The organism is Leuconostoc pseudomesenteroides KCTC 3652 (assembly GCF_014634745.1).
Lineage (GTDB): Bacteria > Bacillota > Bacilli > Lactobacillales > Lactobacillaceae > Leuconostoc > Leuconostoc pseudomesenteroides.
In genome coordinates, this window is record NZ_BMBP01000002.1 from 91,479 (window position 1) to 110,712 (window position 19,234).

Sequence of the window (19,234 nt, forward strand, 5' to 3'; positions counted from 1 at the left end):
TACGTTTTTTTTCATTTTTTAAAAAAATTTGTGATTTAATTTTTTGAACATCATCAAAAGTGAACAAACTAGCGTTATGCTTACTGCAATTATAGAACTTTCTGACTTTTTAGGTGTTGCAGACGTTTGTGGTAGTTGCTCCTTAAAATTGTTTTGGTCAATCGGTGATTGAAGAGTTGGCCTTTCAAAATCGTTTTTGACAATTTTTTTGTTGCTAATTTTAGTTTCTGTTTTGGTTAATTTAGCAGGATCTGGTACATCAACTTTTGTCTTAATGTAGATCGGCTCTGGTACGTCAACTGCCCAACCATGCGCCTCAGGTACATCAACCGCTGTCTTCACATAAACTGGTTCTGGCACGTCAACTGCCCAACCATGTGCTTCCGGTACATCAACAGCTGTCTTCTCGTAAACTGGTTCTGGTACATCAACCGCCCAACCATGTGCCTCGGGTACGTCAACGGCTGTCTTCACATAAACTGGTTCCGGTACGTCAACTGCCCAACCATGCGCCTCGGGTACGTCAACAGCTGTTTTCTCGTAAACTGGTTCTGGTACATCAACCGCCCAACCATGCGCCTCGGGTACGTCAACGGCTGTCTTCACATAGACTGGTTCTGGCACATCAACCGCCCAGCCGTGCGCCTCGGGTACATCAACTGCTGTCTTCACGTAGACTGGCTCGGGTACATCAACCGCCCAGCCATGCGCCTCGGGTACGTCAACGGCTGTCTTCACATAGACTGGTTCTGGCACATCAACTGCCCAGCCATGCGCCTCGGGTACATCAACTGCTGTCTTCACGTAGACTGGTTCTGGTACGTCAACTGCCCAACCATGTGCCTCGGGTACATCAACGGCTGTCTTAATTTGAACTTGAGCATAAACAATCTTCGTCTCAATGTTTGCTGCGTTTAACTGAACATGATTATCTGTAATCGCGTCTGGTTCCGCTGTCTTGACATAATAATCACTAATACTTGGTTCACCATTATTTCCCAAATCATCATTATCGGTTTGCCAATCGCTATATTCAACCGCTGACACTTCACCGGCGTTATTCACATGGTAAGTGGCTGTTCGGGTATACGTCACTTGATATGTCTTATCGGCTAATAACTGCTTGCCTTGTTCGTCCACATAGTGAATCGTCTTTGTAATGACCTTTTCCAAACTGGCTTTATCTGTCCCATCTGGTTGCTTAGGATCATTTGGTATCTTCGGATCAATGATCGTCCCAGGATTGCCTGGATTATATGGCGTGTTCACAATTGTCCAGCTACTTAATCCTGGTGTCTCTGGACGCTCATAAGGCGCATAAACGTATCGTACTAATGTAGAGGGAACAAATTTATTACTCAAACTAAAGTTTGCATTACCGCCATTTTTGTGTGCGCTGATCAACCCAGGATCATTAGGATCAGATACTAAGAGTGTGTAGTGGTAAATTTGTCCAACAGTTTGGTAAACAAATGGTCGCCCATTGTCATCAAATTGATTCTGTCCATCTTTAGATTTTAACCAGTAGAAATTACCTTGATTAAAGGCTCTAACAGCTTCATCTAATGACGTGGTTGGTTGATTTAAGTTTGCAACATAAGATTTTGAGTCGCCGTTCTCATTTTGAATCACGCGCCAAACAGCAAATGCATAAGCACCATGGGCATCTTGCCGGATATTTTTTGTATCAATCTTACCGTTTATAAAATCATTGAAGCCATCGTTTAGTTGTGATTCAGTATAGGCTTTACTTTGTTCGGATACCTCACCTGTTTCTGCACCAATCGTTTTAACGTAATAATAACCTGGGAAGTCAAGTGGCTTGCCGTCAATGACATTAGTTGTATGATAAGCATCAATTTTAGTTACTGCTGGAGTAATGACTGGTTCTGTCAAATCGGCATAAATTTCATTTCCATTTTCATCTTTTTGTTTCGTGTCGACTGAAAAATGAACTTCTTGTTCAGTTTGTTTTGGTAGCGTCATCTCTATTCTATGAGGTAATGATATAAACGATATTACACCGTGACTATTAATTGCATATCTAAATTCATTATCAAATGCAAAATCAAGCGCTACACCTTGATCAGAAGTTTCCGAATTGTTAATGACATATGTCTTCATCAGTTGGTTTTTAGTATTAATTTGTTGTAATACAATGCTTTTCAAGTCTTTGCTAATTCCGACATATAGATGCTTAGTCGCCGGATTTGAATTAAATTGCATCCCATTATATCCTTGGATATCTGAAAAAACGCGGTACGCATTTCCATTTGAGTCCTGAATTTGGATGGGATAATCATTAATCTTATTTGGTGATATTGTCGTAACGGCTTGTTTTTGTTCCGGCGTTAATGGGGCAGGTACAATAGTTGTCTCTGAGTTGTCAGTAGCTGCATTTTTATCAGGTTCGTCAGTTTTTGATAACTTATCTGGCTCCGAAGCATCAGTTATTTGTCCACGTTCAGTATTGCCATCATTATTCTGTGTGCCAGTTTCTGTATCTTGGGCGTTAGTTAGCGACTCATCAGCCATTTTGTTTTTAGTTGTGTCACTAGTGTCATTTACTATCTCGCTGTCGTCACTAATCGGAGATGTACCCTGAGATGGCATGTTTGCGCTCGTCTCACTAGACTGAAAACTACTATTTTGAGTTACCTTGTCTTGTTTTAAAGACTGATTAGAGTCCGGATTATCACTGACATTTTTGTTTACTGTCAAACAATCATTGCTGCTCACAGTGTCAGCATGGGCAATATTGCTGTTTAACACCACTGTGCCTCCCATGAATCCGATAGAAAGTCCAGCTACGATCCATAGCTTTCCTGCCTTAAACATCTTGAATCTTTTACTTAATAGTTGTCGCTTGTCCTTCATTGCTCACAATCCCCTTTTTTCTTTATTACAGTTGGTATTATCTCCCCATAATATTTATTTTCGGTCATCAATTCTTCAATAGATTGATAGACAATTATTCACAAATACTTGCTATCGTTGAGTGTAGTAGTTGTTTAATAGATTAACTTAAGGAAATAAATTATGAATCGTAATTTAAAAGTTATGCAGACAAAACGGAAGATTTTTTTAGCAATCATTAACTTGTCACGTGATACCCCGATTAACAAAATTAAAAATACTGATTTAGCAACCATGACTGATTTGAATCGCGCCACCATTAAAAAATATATTCAGCCTGATGCAACACCTGATGCTTTTTTTGAAGAATTTCAAAAGGAATTACTTGAGAGAGTCCACTTAGCTTATCAAATTGGTCCAGAGAAATGGTATGATCCCAACATTTATTCACATTCTCAAATGCTCAACCAATTGCGCGTTCTGTTTGATTTTCAAAACGAACTACGTCAGTTGTTTATATACTGTGGCCATACAGCCGCCTATTTCTTTCACCAGCTAAAATTAGGAATACAGAGTCGGGACTTCACAATTTATCGTATTGAACAGCAATCAGAACACGTTCCTGGACTATCATATATTTCAGAGCGACAAGCAGTCTTCTTCAAAAATGAACTATTCGCTTTAATCTGCACTTGGATTACAAGCGAGAATCCAGAAACACCCGAGGAATTTATCAAAGTTATTGAAAACTTGTGGGCTAATCAGATGGTTTGGCCATAATTGAGTGAAGTTATTACCATTTAAAAATCACCGAAAATTTAAAACAGCAACATCATTATATTTTTTCCATTAACCTGTACTAAATATAACTAATGCCGAAGTCAACTAATTTTTTTGACTTCGGTTTTTTAATTAAAAAAGAAAAAAATGAATTCTATATAAAATTTAATTTTTATCGTTAAAAGCATTGTGCATCAACTAGCGTACATTAATTTTCTACTTTAATTGATCTACCCCAAAATGTAAGCGCTTGCATTTTTGAAATAGACGTTTTATAATCAACGTAACTTGGAACGTTCCATTTATTTCATTTTTAATATTTGTAAATCAGTACAAAACGACACGTTCCAAAAAGGAGAAAAGTATGCAAACAGAAAAATGGTGGCAAAAGGCTGTCGTTTACCAAGTCTATCCCAAAAGTTTTCAAGACAGTAACCATGATGGTATCGGGGACATCCGCGGTATCATTCAACGATTAGATTACATTAAACAGTTAGGCGTTGATGTGATTTGGCTTAATCCCATTTACAAGTCCCCTGACATTGACGGTGGCTATGATATTTCTGATTATCAAGATATTAATCCAACCTTTGGTTCAATGGCTGACTTTGACGAACTATTATCAAAAGCCCATGCAATGGGATTGAAAATCATCATGGATTTAGTTGTCAATCACAGTTCATCACAACATGACTGGTTTCAAAAAAGCCTAGCTTCTGCAGAACCAGACAATGATTACCGTGATTATTATGTTTGGCGCGATCCAGTTGATGGTCACGAACCCAACAATTGGGGATCTTTCTTTTCTGGTCCTGCTTGGACTTACGATGAGCAATCAGGTCAATATTATCTCCACCTTTTTGCCAAAGAACAGCCCGATCTCAACTGGGATAATCCTAAAGTTCGCCATTCCATTTTTAACATGATGAATTGGTGGGCTGCCAAAGGTATTGACGGTTTTAGAATGGATGTCATTTCCCTTATTTCAAAACCTGATGGCTTACCCGACGCACCAATCACCGGTGATTCAATATTTGGTAATCCAGGACCTGTGGTGTCTAATGGCCCTCGCGTTCATCAATATATCCGTGAAATGAACAATAAAGTTCTTTCCAAACATGATTGGATGACTGTTGGTGAGACAACGGGTATGAGTGTCAACGATGCTAAAAAGTATGCCAATATTGATGGTTCTGAACTAGATATGCTATTTCAATTTGAACATGTCGGATACGATGGCGATACGAATGCGGCTCAGGGTCATTTTTCTGGCTATACGCCAAAGTTAAAGGACATTAGGGACAGCATTGTCAAATGGCAAACAGCTTTTGATGGTACCGGATGGACTAGCCTCTACTGGAGTAACCATGATCAACCAAGAGCAGTTTCTTGGTTTGGAAACAAAGCACCTGAATATAGAGAATTGTCAGCAAAAATGTTAGCAGCATTACTTCATTTTCTGCAAGGAACACCCTATATTTATCAAGGTGAAGAGCTAGGTATGACCAATAATGATGCATTTCAATCTATTACGCAATACCGTGATGTCGAAACATTAAATCTCTATCGACAAACAGTTGAACAAAAAAAATTGACATCGTCAAAAGAAATGTTAGATTATTTGCGTATTCATTCTCGCGATAACGCCCGCACCCCAATGCAATGGGACACATGTTCAAATGCCGGCTTCTCTGATAGCACACCTTGGTTAGAAACTAACCCTAATTATCAAGCCATCAATGCCAAAGCAGCACTCGACAATCCTGATTCAATATTCTATTTCTATCAAAAGTTGATCAAACTTCGGCACCAACTACCAGTCATTACTGATGGTACGTTCAAGCTTTTGCCTGACAATGAGCAGGATGATCACATTTTTGCTTACACCAGAACCAATTCTGAAACGACTTTATTGATTATTGCCAATTTCACATCTGACACCATCACTAGAAATTATGATGTTCCCAAAGCCGCTCAATTATTGATTCAAAATTATACAGACGACCAAGAAACAACTATCCGTCCGTATGAAGTTAAAGTTTATCAATATCCCACTAAATCCCTAAAAAAATGAGTAATAAAGAAGGTTAAACGTATGGCAAGTAATGCAATTGTTACGCAAAAAAATGGTAAATTACCTTGGAATGAACGGCTAAGCTATGGTATTAGTGATTTTGCTTGTAGCTTTAGTTTTAATTTAGTCGGCACCTATTTAATGTACTTTTACACTGACGTATTCGGTATTACAGCAAGTGCTGTCGGAACGTTAATGTTAGTCGCACGTGTGATTGATGCTATTGACGGCCCTATTTGGGGAATATTAATTGACCACACTCATACTAAGTGGGGAAAGAGCAGACCTTTTTTCTTATGGTTTAACGCTCCCTTTACCTTTTTCTCCATACTCTGTTTCACAACTCCTGACTTGCCAATGACTTGGAAAATTGTCTGGGCTTATGTCACTTATATTGGCGTGGATGTCTTATATTCAGCGATCAATATTCCATTAACGTCAATTTTGCCAAGCATGACCACCGATCCAGATGAGCGTGTGTTGTTATCGACAATTCGATCTCTATTTTCCAATTTTGGCGGTACATTAATTTCTGTTATTGCTTTACCACTTGTCGCATTAATTGGCGGTAAAGATGAAAGCAAAGGCTTTTTCTGGGTGGCCGTTTTAGGCGCCTCAGTCTTCTTTGTCTTATATCTGATTGCATTTTTCAACTTACGCGAACATGTTCAAACGCGTTCATCGCAGAAGCCTCTGCCTGTAAAGCAATCAATCAAAGCGTTGAAAAACAACTGGCCATGGCTAATTGTTGTCATGGAAATATTTATTTATTGGATTGGTATGAGTGCTAAGGGTCAAGTGACAATGTACTTCTTCAAGTACAACTTAGACGCACCTGGATTAATTCCTCTAGCTTTGTTCTTCAACGCTGCCGGTATCGTGTCAGTCTTCCTTACCCCCTTAGTGGTAGGTAAATTAGGCAAGAAAAAGACCATGTTAGCAGGACTAATGATTGGAATTGTAGGTCAAGCAATTCTAGGACTTGGTGCACACATGCTAAACATCCCCATTGTCATTATTGGTATTATTGTTGGTAATTTCGGAAACGGGTTCGTTGGTGCACTACCAGCTGTCTTGTTATCTGATGCGGTGGATTACGGTGAATGGAAAAATGGTGTTCGTGCCGAAGGAATAGTCACTTCAGCATCGAGCTTTACGGCAAAGTTTGGCATGGGATTAGGTGGTGCTATAACAGGCTGGTTGCTAGCATTAGGAAATTATGTCCCCAATAAAACACAGGTGCAGACTTGACCAGCATTATACAAACGTGCGCCACCAATAATTTTCTTAATTTCTGAAAGATCAGCGTCTTCCAAAACAATAAATGGATCACTGCCGCCGAGTTCAAGAGAACTCTGCTTCATGTTCTTACCAGCTTCTGCGGCAATCAATTGTCCAGCACGCTCTGACCCTGTCAACGCTACACCCTGAACACGATCGTCTGCAATAATATTATTCACTTGATCATAGTCAACGTAAAGATTAGTAAAGGCACCGTCTGGTACACCTGCTTCGCTAACAACTTTTTCAAAGGCGCCAGCTGCCATTGGCGTGTTACTTGCATGCTTCAATAACATGGGATTACCTGCCATGAAGTTAGGCGCAAAGACACGCATAATTTGATAGTATGGGAAGTTCCAAGGCTCAACTGTCATCAAGACACCAGTTGGTCTTGAAATGGTTTGGGCTGGTCCGATTGATGATTCAATTGGCTCTGGTTTCAAAAATTCCGCTGCATTTTTGGCATAATAGCGTGCAATTGATACACAAATTGCAACTTCACCTTGCGCTTCTACGAAACGTTTTCCCATTTCAAGAGTTAAGACTTTGGCTAACTCATCTGTTTTTTCTTCAATTAAGTCAGCAACTTTATTCAACGCTGCAGCACGACTCTCAACAGGATCATTACGCCATTTTTTATACAGTGCGTGACCCTTGGCAATTGCGTTTTCGACATAGGCATCATCATGATTGTCATATGTTTTAATCACTTCATCTGTAAATGGATTAACTGTTTGATAGCTCATTTTATTCGACCTTTCGTTTGATACAGAGTGAGTATAACTAACAACATCATTACTATAACACCGTTCAAATTATTACAAAAGTATTTAACTTGTGATTTTATATGCAAATAATATGTAATATTTTTCACAAAAAAACATGACCATCAATTGATCATGCTGACTATTCAACCCTAGCTATATAAGCTAGGGTTTGCTGATAACATTTTTTTGCTTCTTTTGTTTGATAATTAAATTGATATTCATGTGTGATGGATTCATTGGAATGGTTAAAAAATTGACTCGTCACCAGAACCCCTAGTTGTTTTAACTTTTTTTCAAACGCTAAACCTTGGTCTTGAAAAGAATAAGCATTCCCATCTGTAATGTAAGTTGGTGGAAATTCACCTGTCAGGTGATCAACTAAGGAAGCTTGCTTTATCTCAACAGACTTTTGCCATTGGCGTGTTCCTAATTCACTCCAAGCAACTGAATGAACAAACCACTTTAAGAGTAATGAATCACTTTTTTGATCTAATACTTGCTTAAGATTGACTGGGCCACAATAGGAAATCGCGCCTTTAACAGCATCTTTTGGGATAGCTGTTTGAAATTTCATACGCTTGGCGTAGCTTTTATTCGTTGCTAACGCTGCATATTGCAAGGCAATTTGTGCACCAGCCGAATCACCACCAACAATTATTTTTGATGTATTCAAATTTGATTGGCTTTTTAGATAATTTATCGCGTCATTTAACTGATATAGTTGGCTTGGATAAGTCGCAGTGGGCGCCAACTGATAGTTAATAGCAATGACTGTTAATTTGGCGTCAGCAGCGATTTTTGTGGCAAATTCCTTCATGCCACTTTTGTCACCACCCACATACCCACCACCGTGAACCCAGACAAGTGTTGCTTTAGAGTTTGTTACATTTTTAGGTCGATAAATATCTAAAGTGTTTTTTTGATAATAGGACGGATAAACGACATTACTGGTCACCGTTACATTTTTAGAAGCCGACTGAAAAGCACTTTTATCCGTAATCGTTACTGGCCCATCAAACATACGTTTAATCAAATATGCACTTGGTCTTGGAGACAAACTGAATGCTAACAAAGTTGTCAATATTATGACTAATAAGGAAACAACCAACCAGAAAAGCCACCTTCTAATTCTTCGCCACATGAACCATTCCCCTATTCATATCTCGTTCTTTTAAGTTACTATTACTTTTATCATATCATGTATATGAACACAAAAAAACAAACCCGTGAGGGTTTGGAAAGGTTTAATGATCATGCTATTAACAAACACCACTATCTGAATCTATTAATGTCCTAAACTCCAACCACCATCAATTGGCACTACTGCACCATTGATATAATCAGCTTGTGGACTAGTTAAAAATAAGGTGAGATCAGCTACTTCTTGTGGTGTCGCCCAGCGTTTTGCAGGTGTTTGTTCAGCCACTTGCTTCGCCATAGCACCATCACCCGCAAAGTCTGCCGCATTCATCGGCGTATTGATAGCTCCTGGAGCAATCGCGTTGACGTGAATACCCTTTTTTGCATAGTCAAATGCCAATTGCTTGGTGTAACCAATGATAGCGTGTTTGCTTGTTGTATAGGCCGCGCCGCCTCCACCAGCAGAAAATCCTGCGATTGACGCCATATTCACAATGTGACCACTACCTCTTGCAATCATACCTGGCAACACTGCATTAGTTGTAATAAACATGGGCGTAACATTCACGTCTAAAACCTGTTGCCAATTCTCTAAATTGATTTCTAAACTAGGTTGATAATCGTCTAAAATACCTGCCGTATTGACTAAAACATCAATGCTGGCGTTCTCTGTAATAGCAGTGAGCAAATCAATCAACGCGTCATGATGGCTGATATCGAGTTGATAAGTTGTAAGCCTCTCATGCTGAGCATCTATAACTTGTTGATCGATTGCAAACACATTCGCACCATTTGCCAAATAACTCATCATCTGAGAAAAACCGATGCCAGAAGCGGCACCGGTAATCAAAATATTCTTATTTGTATATGTCTTAGCCATTATTTACTCAAATCAACTATTTTACTAAGTGAAAAAATAATAATACCACCCACGATTAATGAAACAAGTTCGCCGGGTACTAGACTAATGTAATACGCCAACCATTGTGCGAAAAGGCCACCTTTCGACCCAGAGGCAAAAGCACCACTTGCGCCAATGCTGAAAGCAAACGTAAATTCCGCAGCCAAAATGGCCATGCCGATAGTGGATACCACAGCCGAACTAATAATAATTTTTACAATCGCACTTTTTACTTTTTTTGTAAACAAATAAGTGACAGTAGTCATAATCACGGTTCCTAAAGTGCCAAATACCCAATCAATCCAACCCAAAGGTGAGACCAAATTAGCGATTAATACACCTAATCCAAGCGCTAATACATAACGCTTGTTCCAAGCTGATAAATGATTCAGCCCTTCAGATAGGCGTAACTGAACTGGACCAAATCCTATTGGTGCAACAACGATAGTAATCGCTGCATACAAAGCAGCGACAATTGCTACCATAGTAATGTTGCGCGTACGGCTTGATTCTGAAACTGTCATAGATTTTTGCATTGATAATTCTCCTAGTTTTGATGAGCGGGATGGTAGATGAACCGCTGTTTTCATTGTCACGTTGATGCCTATGTTTTATCAACGATCAGTGAGTGTCTTGATTAATTCGTACTTTCATCCATAAAATCTTTAAGTTGCTTTGAACGACTTGGGTGGCGCAACTTTCTCAGGGCTTTGGCCTCGATTTGGCGAATACGTTCACGTGTTACACCAAATACACGACCTACCTCTTCCAACGTACGCGTACGCCCATCTTCCAATCCAAAGCGCAAACGTAACACGTTTTCTTCTCTATCAGTTAGTGTGTCCAAAACTGACTCCAACTGCTCACGCAACATTTCGTAAGCAGCTGAATCAGCAGGTGAAACGGCTTCATTGTCCTCAATGAAATCGCCCAAGTGCGAATCATCCTCTTCACCGATAGGTGTCTCAAGTGAAACAGGCTCTTGCGCAATTTTCAGAATTTCACGAACCTTGTCGGCCGTCAAATCCATTTCGGCACCAATTTCTTCCGGTAGCGGTTCACGCCCAAGGTCCTGCAATAATTGACGCTGAATACGAATCAATTTATTAATTGTTTCGACCATGTGAACTGGAATACGAATTGTACGTGCCTGATCAGCAATAGCACGTGTAATAGCCTGGCGAATCCACCATGTGGCATAAGTTGAGAATTTGAAACCTTTGGTGTAATCAAATTTGTCAACGGCTTTCATCAAACCCATGTTACCTTCTTGAATTAAATCCAAGAATTGCATACCACGACCGACATACCGCTTAGCAATCGACACAACCAAACGCAAGTTAGCTTCGGCTAATTCTTGTTTGGCTTCAACATCGCCATTTTCAATTCGCTTGGCAATTTCTATTTCTTCGTCGCCTTTCAAGAGGTTAACGCGCCCGATTTCCTTGAGGTACATACGAACAGGGTCGTTAATTTTGATACCAGCTGGCGTTTCTTCTGCTTCGGCTAACTCCTCTGCTGATGGTTTATTTTGTTTTGCTTTCAACACTTCTGGTGCTGGGTCACCATTGTCATCAACAATTGCAATGCCCGCATCTTCAACCTTTTCCATCAAACGTTCGATGTTTTCTTCATCTAAATTGAATGGCTCTGCCAAACGTTTTGATAAATCAGCATAAGTAATTGACTTAGCAGTCTTAAACTCAGCAATTAATGCTTTTGTAGCCTTGTCATATTCTGGATTTTTAAGTGGACCAGATTTTTTGGCTGACTTTGGCTTTGAGGCTTTTCCTGCCGCAGCTGCTTGTTCGGGTGTCTTACCTTGTGCTAAAGCCAATAATTCAGCTTTTTTAGCGCGACTATTGTAAGCAATATTGTTTTCATCTAGGTATGCTTTGATATCTAAAATTTTGCTTGAACTTGAAACAGTTGTCATGCTTAACTCCTTTTTACACTAAAAGTGCGTTCCATTACTGTTGTTGCTTCTTAATATTAATCAATTCCGTTGTCAATTGTACTAACTTCGTGTCGTCATGTTGTTGCTTTGCAACGTTAATTTGTCGTTGCAATTCATCAATCCTCGACATTTGTGGGGCATCATTGATGATTAAACGTAAGTAATCGCTAACCGCTTCGTCTTTAACTTCTAAATCACCAAACAAACGATCGATTGCCATTATTTTTTGGTTCAACTCTGGTTTTTGCAAAAAATCCATAAATTTTGCAATGTCGAAACTACCAATATGATCTCGCTGATAAACTTCAGCTAACATCATTAATAGCTGATAATCTGAATGAACAAACGCAAAACCGGCAGTAGATTTAACACGACGCATCACTTGTGGGTCTTTAATCATTGCCATAATTAAGGCACGCTCGGCCAACTCCACTTTGGAAACCGTATTTTTAAACTGTGGATTAGCCTCATAAAGTTGATCATAATAGTTATCTTGTGGTGGCTCACCATAGAAATCATCCCTAGTCGTCAAACGTTGTGATTGCGCCTGTGGTTGGTTGGATTTCTGCTGAAGTGTTTGCGTCAATTGCGCTTGTAACGCTTCCTTAGAAGTGCCGAACTCTTTAGAAATTCGAGTTAACTGTAAATCCTGCTCCACTGGTGTAGCGCGGTTCAATATGATCATCACTTCTTTTAAAAATTGCAAATATTGCGCTTGATTGCTCAAGTTTTTGTCACGTTTAGCATCATCAACCAAAAATTCAATCGGTGTTTGGATATTTTGTGTCAATGACTGTGCTAACTGGGGTAAGCCTAATTTAATCCGCACTTCATCTGGATCAAGGTTATCAGGTAAATGAACAACGCCAATTTCAAGTGATTTTGCATTGTTCGTAATCAACTCAATCGAGCGTCGTGCAGCCGTCTGACCAGCATCATCCCCGTCATAAACCAGTAAAATGCGTTTGGCAACTTTTGCTAATTGGTGGACATGATCACTAGTTAGCGCAGTTCCCATAGTCGCAACACCAACTTTTTGATCAGCCATGTCAGCAGAAATAACGTCCATGAAGCCTTCAAATATCATCGCTGTGCCAGTTTGTCTGATGATATTTTTCGCACGATCAAAATTATATAGGATTCGCCCTTTCGTAAAAAAAGGACTTTCAGGACTATTCATGTATTTAATTGAATTGTCTTTATCCAGCGCGCGACCAGAAAATCCAACCACTTGGCCGCGCTCAGTTTTAATTGGCCAGACGATTCGACCAGCAAAACGGTCACGCTGTTCGCCAGAACTATTGGTGAGAAATAATTCCGAGGCTGACAAGAGTGCTGGCGCTAAATTCTGATTTTGTGCGTAACTCAGTAACAAATTATCATCAGGTACAAAACCAATGCCAAATGTCTTAATAATATCATCTGTCAAATGGCGTTTGTCGTGAAGATATTGAAGTGCAGCTTCTCCTGAGGTCGTATTAAGTAGCGTGTGTTGATACAATCTCTGTGCATCATTGTGCAATTGATAAATTGCTTGAGTCGTCGCATCAACTGGGTGCGTCGCCGTCGCTGAAATACTACTGTCAATCGGCATGTCAACACTCTCAGCCAAAAACAGGATAGCCTCTGGATAAGATAGCCCTTCTTTTTCCATAATAAAGGAAAAAACAGAACCGGAACGACCGCAAGAAAAACAATTAAAAACTTGTTTGTTTTCCTCAACAAAAAGTGATGGATGCTTGTCTTCGTGGAATGGACACGAACCATTCCATTGACGTCCTTTTTTGGCGAGCGGCGTGTACTGACCAATAACATCAACAATATTTACTTTCGACCGTACTTCATCAATGAATGATTGCGGAATTCTACTCGCCATGCACACCCCTTTCCAAACAATAAAAGTCGCAAACGACGTCGTTTGCGACCTAATCTTCGTATATAAAATTATACGTTCAATATTTTAATTTGTCAAGCCCTTTTATTTTTATTAAATCGCTTTATAGCAACGTTTTAAGCATATCAGGATTTCAAATTTCGTATATTATGTTAACTTGATGTGCATGTTCAGACATCACAACTAAATCGCCTTTTAATGGATTAAAGCCCCGCTCAACATTTTCAACACTGGCGTAGAAACTTTTTGAATCAATTAAAAAAACACGTCACGCTTTTCGTTGCTATAATCATATTCAGTTGTGATTGCGTTTCCCATCAGCAACCTACAAAAATAATTGTGTATAATTCATTATACGAACATACGTTCGCTTAAACAAGCGAATAAAACATTAAATTTGTGACAAAATCAAAAGCTATGCTATAATAAAGACATAAAAAAGATCCGTAGCGCTAACTACGACTCCTAGCAAACCCGTTGAAGACGGTGGCTAAGTTTAATAATCTCTAATGATCATCTGCCTGCCAAAGCTAAGATGGTCATTTTTTTGTGCTGTTTTTGATCAACACAACAACTAAAGTAATTAACGCTAGGATAAACATCCCAAAGCTAATCATCAGCTGTAAAGTATCCGATACGGACACCAGGCATCTCCATTCCTAGAATCTGGGTTTACAGTTTTAACACCATAAGCACCACCTCCACTCAGGATAGCCACCATCTTAACTTGTTTGCCATAATTAGTATAACATACCCTAAAAGAGCAATTGGTCTAAAACTTAAACGCTTGTGAAATTTTAAAACACGGGCATTAAAATAAGGCTTCCAAAGACTTTGTGAAATTTTTTTTGGAGGCCTTATTTTTTTATACCTGTGAAACGTTGAAATAGCGTTACTTATGATAGCGTGCATTATGTTAACTTAAATTGGTATAGATTCTTTAGTGTCTTTTGATGATTAACCTAATCAACTGAATAATAAAGAGATATTGAATACATATGTCCAGCGCTTTATACCAAAAAAGCACAAAATTGTAACAGTTAGTTCAAATGAACTAGACCAAATTAAACATTGGATCAATGTAAGACCAAGGAAAATACTCAATTGGGAGTCATTACAAAAGTTTTTTAGCAGTTCGTAGTGTTCGGTCAATTCTTAAAATCTACCATTTCTTAAGTTTTTTTATATTCAAGAAAGTAATAGTTTAATTTGTTTTTTAGCTCTTTGTGAAACATCAGTAGAAAGTATCTTACTTACATCTATGTCAATTATTTCTCCTTCCTCGTTCAATGTAAAACATTCTTCTTTATGCTTTGCTAGTTCCATTGAAATTGTTCGATCAAATCCAATTTTCTGCAACTCAATAATGGTGCTATCATAAGTACCGTATTCCAAATAATTTTGCCACTGTGAGTCATCCTGGTTAGTCAGTTTTAAATAGTTAATAACATAATTTTTGACTTTAAACTTCAGAATATTTTCGACGTCTTTTAGTAAACTATTTATAACGTGATTAACATGATTGACATTACTTATTGAAATACTACTGAATTTGTGGGATCTCCGTTTATTGAAATTCTTATTCCATTACTTTCATGATAAACTATTGTGCTCTTAATCATGAAATTTAAAGGCTTCGATTGAATCCATTCAGACATTAGAACAGAATAATAACCTAAACGGTTTTCATTTCCAAGATATCGACCATCTTCTTCTGCATGCCAATTGTAATTCGTGCTTAAAATATCAAGAATTTTTCTACAAGACTTAGCAGAATAATCAGTATCAAATATAAAAGGGTCGTCTAAATTGTAAACTTTTTCCTGATACACGGGTCTTATAGTAGTCGATAACATTAATGCATCTTCTGGAATATTGAAATCGAGCATCTTTTTACGTAATTTCTTCGAATCATTATTTTTTTGATTAAAATTTTCTATTAGTTGTGATGGAACATTTTTTTTAAGCTGATAGGTAAGTACAGTTGCGTAATCTGCGATTTCTCTTTTATTTTTTGCAGACATTTGCTTATTTGTCATTTCTTTATTTTCTAAAACATTTCCTATATTCTGGTAGAAATTTTTTTGTCCAGATAAAATTTGGCTTTTTATTTCAGGAAGATTTCTAAAATTAAGTAGTCTCTCGGTTTTTGAGCCCAAATCTAAACGAATTACAAACAGGTTTCCATATAGTTCTCTTGCTAACCTACCTGCCCTTCCAGCTAAATTGCGAAAATCCAATTCATTTAAGTTTGCCAAACCGATTTTGTCACTTAAAATAAATAGGTTCTTAGCCGGTAAGTTGACGCCCTGCAAAAGCGTTGAGGTAGTAAACAAATACTTTATTTTACCTCGTTTAAATAGCTCCTCAATTTGCTTGCGCAACTCCTGTGGCAATGCGCCAAAATGGAATGCAATTCCTCTTTCAATTAGATTTGCTAGAAAATATTCACTGTGAATGTTTTCTTTAATATATTTAGATAATTCCAAAAGTTCTTTATCATTGCTAATAGTAATTTTACGTGAAAACTTTTCTGCAATTTCCACTGTGTAACGAACAGAATTGCAATAAATGATCGACTGATCTTCTTTATTCATTTTCATTAAAAAATCATCAAAACTATGAATATTCAATTCTCGTTCATCGTACTCAATATCTTGAACAAAGTCATAATAAATTCGATACTTGTTGGATGTAAAATCAACAAAAAACTTATTTTGCACAACACTTACATCCAAAATACTTTTAGACTCGTCAGTTGAATTGCCCACTAACTCCAAAAAAACTTCCGGATTAGGAACATTTGGTGAAGCAAAATATAATTTAATACTTTTCTGTTCAGCTAACGTTATAGCATGATAAAAAGTAGCTGAGCGTTCATCACTAGAAACAATGTTTTGAGCTTCGTCAATTATCATTGTTGAAATAGTAGGATTATTCTTATTAGCAAAATATGAAAGTAGTCGTTCCGGCGTTAAAACAAAAATGAAACGCTTATCTTTGAACAGTGCTGGAATATCAGAATTAGTCACTATTTTATAATTATTGTCCTTGATGTTAAACTCAATATCTTCTTTCACTTGGGTAATTAGAGCTCTGGTCGGTACTAGAAAAACTATATTTTCGCTTGAATTTTTTTCCTTGATAATCCAATTTACAAATTCGGAGAAAAGAAAAGATTTGCCAAAAGAAGTTCCGGCTGAAAAGCTGTAATGATTAGAATTTACGAGTTCCAAAAAGGTTTCGTATTGAGAGTCAGTAAAAAAGCGGCCTTCATGTGATGTTTGTTGAAACGTTTTCTTCAAAATCTTATCTAATTCAACTTCCTTATTATCAAAACCAATTCCTTCCTTTTCTAATAATTTTAGAGAAGGAAAATTTCCAATTTTTATCATCGTGTTTTGTGCAAAAAATTGGTAAATCTCATTACCTTGGTATTCGTCAAACAATGTTGAAACAATTTTTAAAGCAATATTTCTATTCAAGGGTGTGTCGGACCTTGACAGAATATCAGAAAAACGTAAAATATCTAAGAATTCCTTTTGTGTCAATTGTAAAGGATTGCTATTAAACAAGAATACGCCGTAATTAAATTGAATTTTTTTAAGTAACTTGTAGAGATATCCATCTTCAAGAGCTTTGTTATTAAGCTCTTGTATAATTGTGTGTCCATTCATTCCGTTATCCCCTTTGTAAGGTTCGTTCGGGTTTGTTTAAGATCAAAAAAAGGCATGAGATATACATAGAAATTATTACCAATTAGGTTATTGTCGGTAATTTGTTTTTCAATTGTTCCAATTTTAGATTGTATATACTCCATAATTGTATTCTTCAACCATTTTTCATAACCATCTTCACTAATACCAGGTCCATCATAATTTTTAATTTCAAAACCGATAAAAATCCCGAACGCATCTGAAACTTTTAATTTTACAACAGATTCTGTTGGGTACAACAAAGAATATATAAGATTTTTATCCTCTGGCTCAATGAATTCGTTTTCTATTTGCGAACTAATTAAACTTTTTTCAAATTCTTTTCCTGATTGATGTTCCGCTATTGATTCGAAGGCCTTTTTAAAACCTTCAATTAGCCGAGTATACATTTTTGCTTCTCCAAAAATGAGATGATATTTATCCGATTCTGGTAATTTATAATAGTGGATACCGTCAGACTTCTTTGTATAATCACCTGGTGTGGTTTTAAGTGACATTTTGGAAAGAATTTGTGGCGCGCGCATTTGTCCTTCCAAAAAGGTGTATAAAAATAATTCTCCTAACTCGCCTGTATTGCTAGAATATGCGCGAAATGTTTGTCGCGCTTCCTTAGAAAGCCTGGCAAATTCCTGATTATTTACATATTTGTTAACTTTCAATCGAGTCAAAGCAAAATCATTTACTACTTCCATAAGTTTCTCTTGAATGGACAACACGTCGAAATCGCGTCCATTTATTCGTGGTATGAATGTCTGCAAATGTGTGCTATCCACTCTTTCTTTAAACAAAATAATGTCATCTAATCTTTCAAAACTGTTAACTGCATTAATTGTACTTTTCGCCACTTTTACCATCAAAATATACCGTTTTCTTTTTTATATTGTCTGTTTTATTTTAAACTCAGCTGCTCCTGGCGATTAAGAATCCAAATTCCGGATTCGGCCTAAAAATAGAAATCAAACAGCTAATTAGTGTGAATTTTGTATACATTAAAAAATCGGTGATGTTTTATTAAACTATGAGCCGCATCAAAAAAAATACTGTCAGAAACTATACTGACATTAGAGAAATAACTTTTGGTCAAAAACACGTTTTAAAACAGTTGTAGCATAAAGAGGAAAATAAGACTATTATGGGAATTTAAATTACTTTACTGAATAAACCCTATCTTAAAACTCGGTGTTTGCTACAAAGATTATTTCTATAATCCTTAATACCCTGAAGTAATGCTACTGCGATTTCTCTATTATCGTGTTCTAATTTTGACTGTATTTTGTAAGATTCTTTGATGTGACGGTATAAAATTCGCCTTAGTTTTTTTTGATTAGAAATAGTGTATACACCACCAGAAACGAGGACTACAGGTAGTAATACCGCAGTAACAACACTTGTGATTCCCAAAGCAGCTCCACCTATACCAAATCCCGCTAATGCAGTCATAATTTCCGCACCGCTCATGCCTGAAAATGCATAAAAAACAGCCCCTACTCCAATAGCCCCTACTCCCGTACCACTCAACAATGCTGCCGCAATCTCATCAGGAAAGGTCTTTGAATACTTTGTATTGTGCTTGTTTTCTATTAAAAATATTGCCTCAGCCAGAAGTAACTCAAATTCTTCTACTTCTCGATGTTTTATCAAAATATGCCTCCAATTGTAACAACTTTTTTAGTATACAATAATATTAACATTTTTTCTTATGGTAAATTAATATTATTAATTTAATTTTCTAACTACACCCTTGAAATCTCAGAGAATATAAAAGTTCTGTATTTAATAGTTCTGAGATTTAATGGTTTTTTAAAGTCAAATTTAAGTCAAAGACATTAATTTATCCGCTCTCATCTTGCTCAGAAATCAATAAATTG

13 protein-coding genes and 2 pseudogenes are annotated in these 19,234 nt (G+C 37.4%); 3 read left to right on the top strand and 12 right to left on the bottom strand.

Going from position 1 to position 19,234, the window contains the following annotated elements:
* Positions 1-18: 18 nt before the first annotated feature.
* On the bottom strand, positions 19-2,877 hold the full coding sequence (locus IEU65_RS02770; RefSeq protein ID WP_168441505.1) for a mucin-binding protein: 2,859 nt from the start codon (positions 2,875-2,877) through the stop codon (positions 19-21).
* Between the two features lie 162 nt (positions 2,878-3,039).
* On the opposite strand from IEU65_RS02770, the gene IEU65_RS02775 reads away from it, so the two are divergent.
* The 3 genes from IEU65_RS02775 (at position 3,040) to IEU65_RS02785 (ending at position 6,961) form a co-directional block, all read left to right on the top strand.
* Positions 3,040-3,636, top strand: a complete 597-nt coding sequence (locus tag IEU65_RS02775; protein WP_147651667.1) for a hypothetical protein — start codon at positions 3,040-3,042, stop codon at positions 3,634-3,636.
* 364 nt (positions 3,637-4,000) lie between these two features.
* Positions 4,001-5,710, top strand: a complete 1,710-nt coding sequence (locus tag IEU65_RS02780; RefSeq protein WP_147651671.1) for an alpha,alpha-phosphotrehalase — start codon at positions 4,001-4,003, stop codon at positions 5,708-5,710.
* A 21-nt stretch (positions 5,711-5,731) separates the two neighbouring features.
* Complete coding sequence (locus IEU65_RS02785) at positions 5,732-6,961, top strand: glycoside-pentoside-hexuronide (GPH):cation symporter (RefSeq protein ID WP_242455646.1); 1,230 nt, start codon at positions 5,732-5,734, stop codon at positions 6,959-6,961.
* Here IEU65_RS02785 and IEU65_RS02790 read toward each other — a convergent pair.
* The 11 genes and pseudogenes from IEU65_RS02790 to IEU65_RS02840 form a co-directional block, all read right to left on the bottom strand.
* Positions 6,949-7,737: pseudogene (locus tag IEU65_RS02790) on the bottom strand (aldehyde dehydrogenase family protein); the annotation flags it as partial. The gene IEU65_RS02785 and the pseudogene IEU65_RS02790 overlap by 13 nt on opposite strands.
* 160 nt (positions 7,738-7,897) lie before the next feature.
* Complete coding sequence (locus IEU65_RS02795) at positions 7,898-8,899, bottom strand: alpha/beta hydrolase (protein ID WP_147651742.1); 1,002 nt, start codon at positions 8,897-8,899, stop codon at positions 7,898-7,900.
* Positions 8,900-9,043: 144 nt separating this feature from the next.
* Positions 9,044-9,778, bottom strand: coding sequence for a 3-oxoacyl-ACP reductase (locus tag IEU65_RS02800; protein ID WP_010295443.1), 735 nt, complete (start codon positions 9,776-9,778; stop codon positions 9,044-9,046).
* The gene (locus IEU65_RS02805) at positions 9,778-10,335 is read right to left on the bottom strand and encodes a QueT transporter family protein (protein WP_139968696.1); all 558 of its coding nucleotides are present in this window, start codon (positions 10,333-10,335) and stop codon (positions 9,778-9,780) included. Before IEU65_RS02805 ends, IEU65_RS02800 begins: the two co-directional genes overlap by 1 nt.
* A 101-nt stretch (positions 10,336-10,436) precedes the next feature.
* The gene (gene rpoD, locus IEU65_RS02810) at positions 10,437-11,735 is read right to left on the bottom strand and encodes an RNA polymerase sigma factor RpoD (protein WP_010295445.1); all 1,299 of its coding nucleotides are present in this window, start codon (positions 11,733-11,735) and stop codon (positions 10,437-10,439) included.
* 34 nt (positions 11,736-11,769) lie between these two features.
* Positions 11,770-13,632 carry a DNA primase gene (gene dnaG, locus IEU65_RS02815; protein ID WP_010295447.1) on the bottom strand — a complete coding sequence of 621 codons (1,863 nt, stop codon included), beginning with the start codon at positions 13,630-13,632 and terminating at the stop codon, positions 11,770-11,772.
* A 187-nt stretch (positions 13,633-13,819) separates the two neighbouring features.
* A pseudogene (locus tag IEU65_RS02820) lies at positions 13,820-13,968 on the bottom strand (excinuclease ABC subunit A); the annotation flags it as partial.
* Positions 13,969-14,189: 221 nt separating this feature from the next.
* The gene (locus tag IEU65_RS10530) at positions 14,190-14,267 is read right to left on the bottom strand and encodes a putative holin-like toxin (protein WP_370687704.1); all 78 of its coding nucleotides are present in this window, start codon (positions 14,265-14,267) and stop codon (positions 14,190-14,192) included.
* Between the two features lie 915 nt (positions 14,268-15,182).
* Positions 15,183-17,327 (bottom strand): DEAD/DEAH box helicase, encoded by a 2,145-nt coding sequence (locus tag IEU65_RS02830; RefSeq protein WP_010295451.1) that lies wholly within the window; start codon positions 17,325-17,327, stop codon positions 15,183-15,185.
* On the bottom strand, positions 17,324-18,220 hold the full coding sequence (locus IEU65_RS02835) for a HamA C-terminal domain-containing protein (RefSeq protein ID WP_010295453.1): 897 nt from the start codon (positions 18,218-18,220) through the stop codon (positions 17,324-17,326). The genes IEU65_RS02830 and IEU65_RS02835 overlap by 4 nt, the downstream gene beginning before the upstream one ends.
* A gap of 310 nt (positions 18,221-18,530) precedes the next feature.
* The gene (locus IEU65_RS02840) at positions 18,531-19,007 is read right to left on the bottom strand and encodes a hypothetical protein (protein WP_010295455.1); all 477 of its coding nucleotides are present in this window, start codon (positions 19,005-19,007) and stop codon (positions 18,531-18,533) included.
* Between the last annotated feature and the right edge of the window lie 227 nt (positions 19,008-19,234).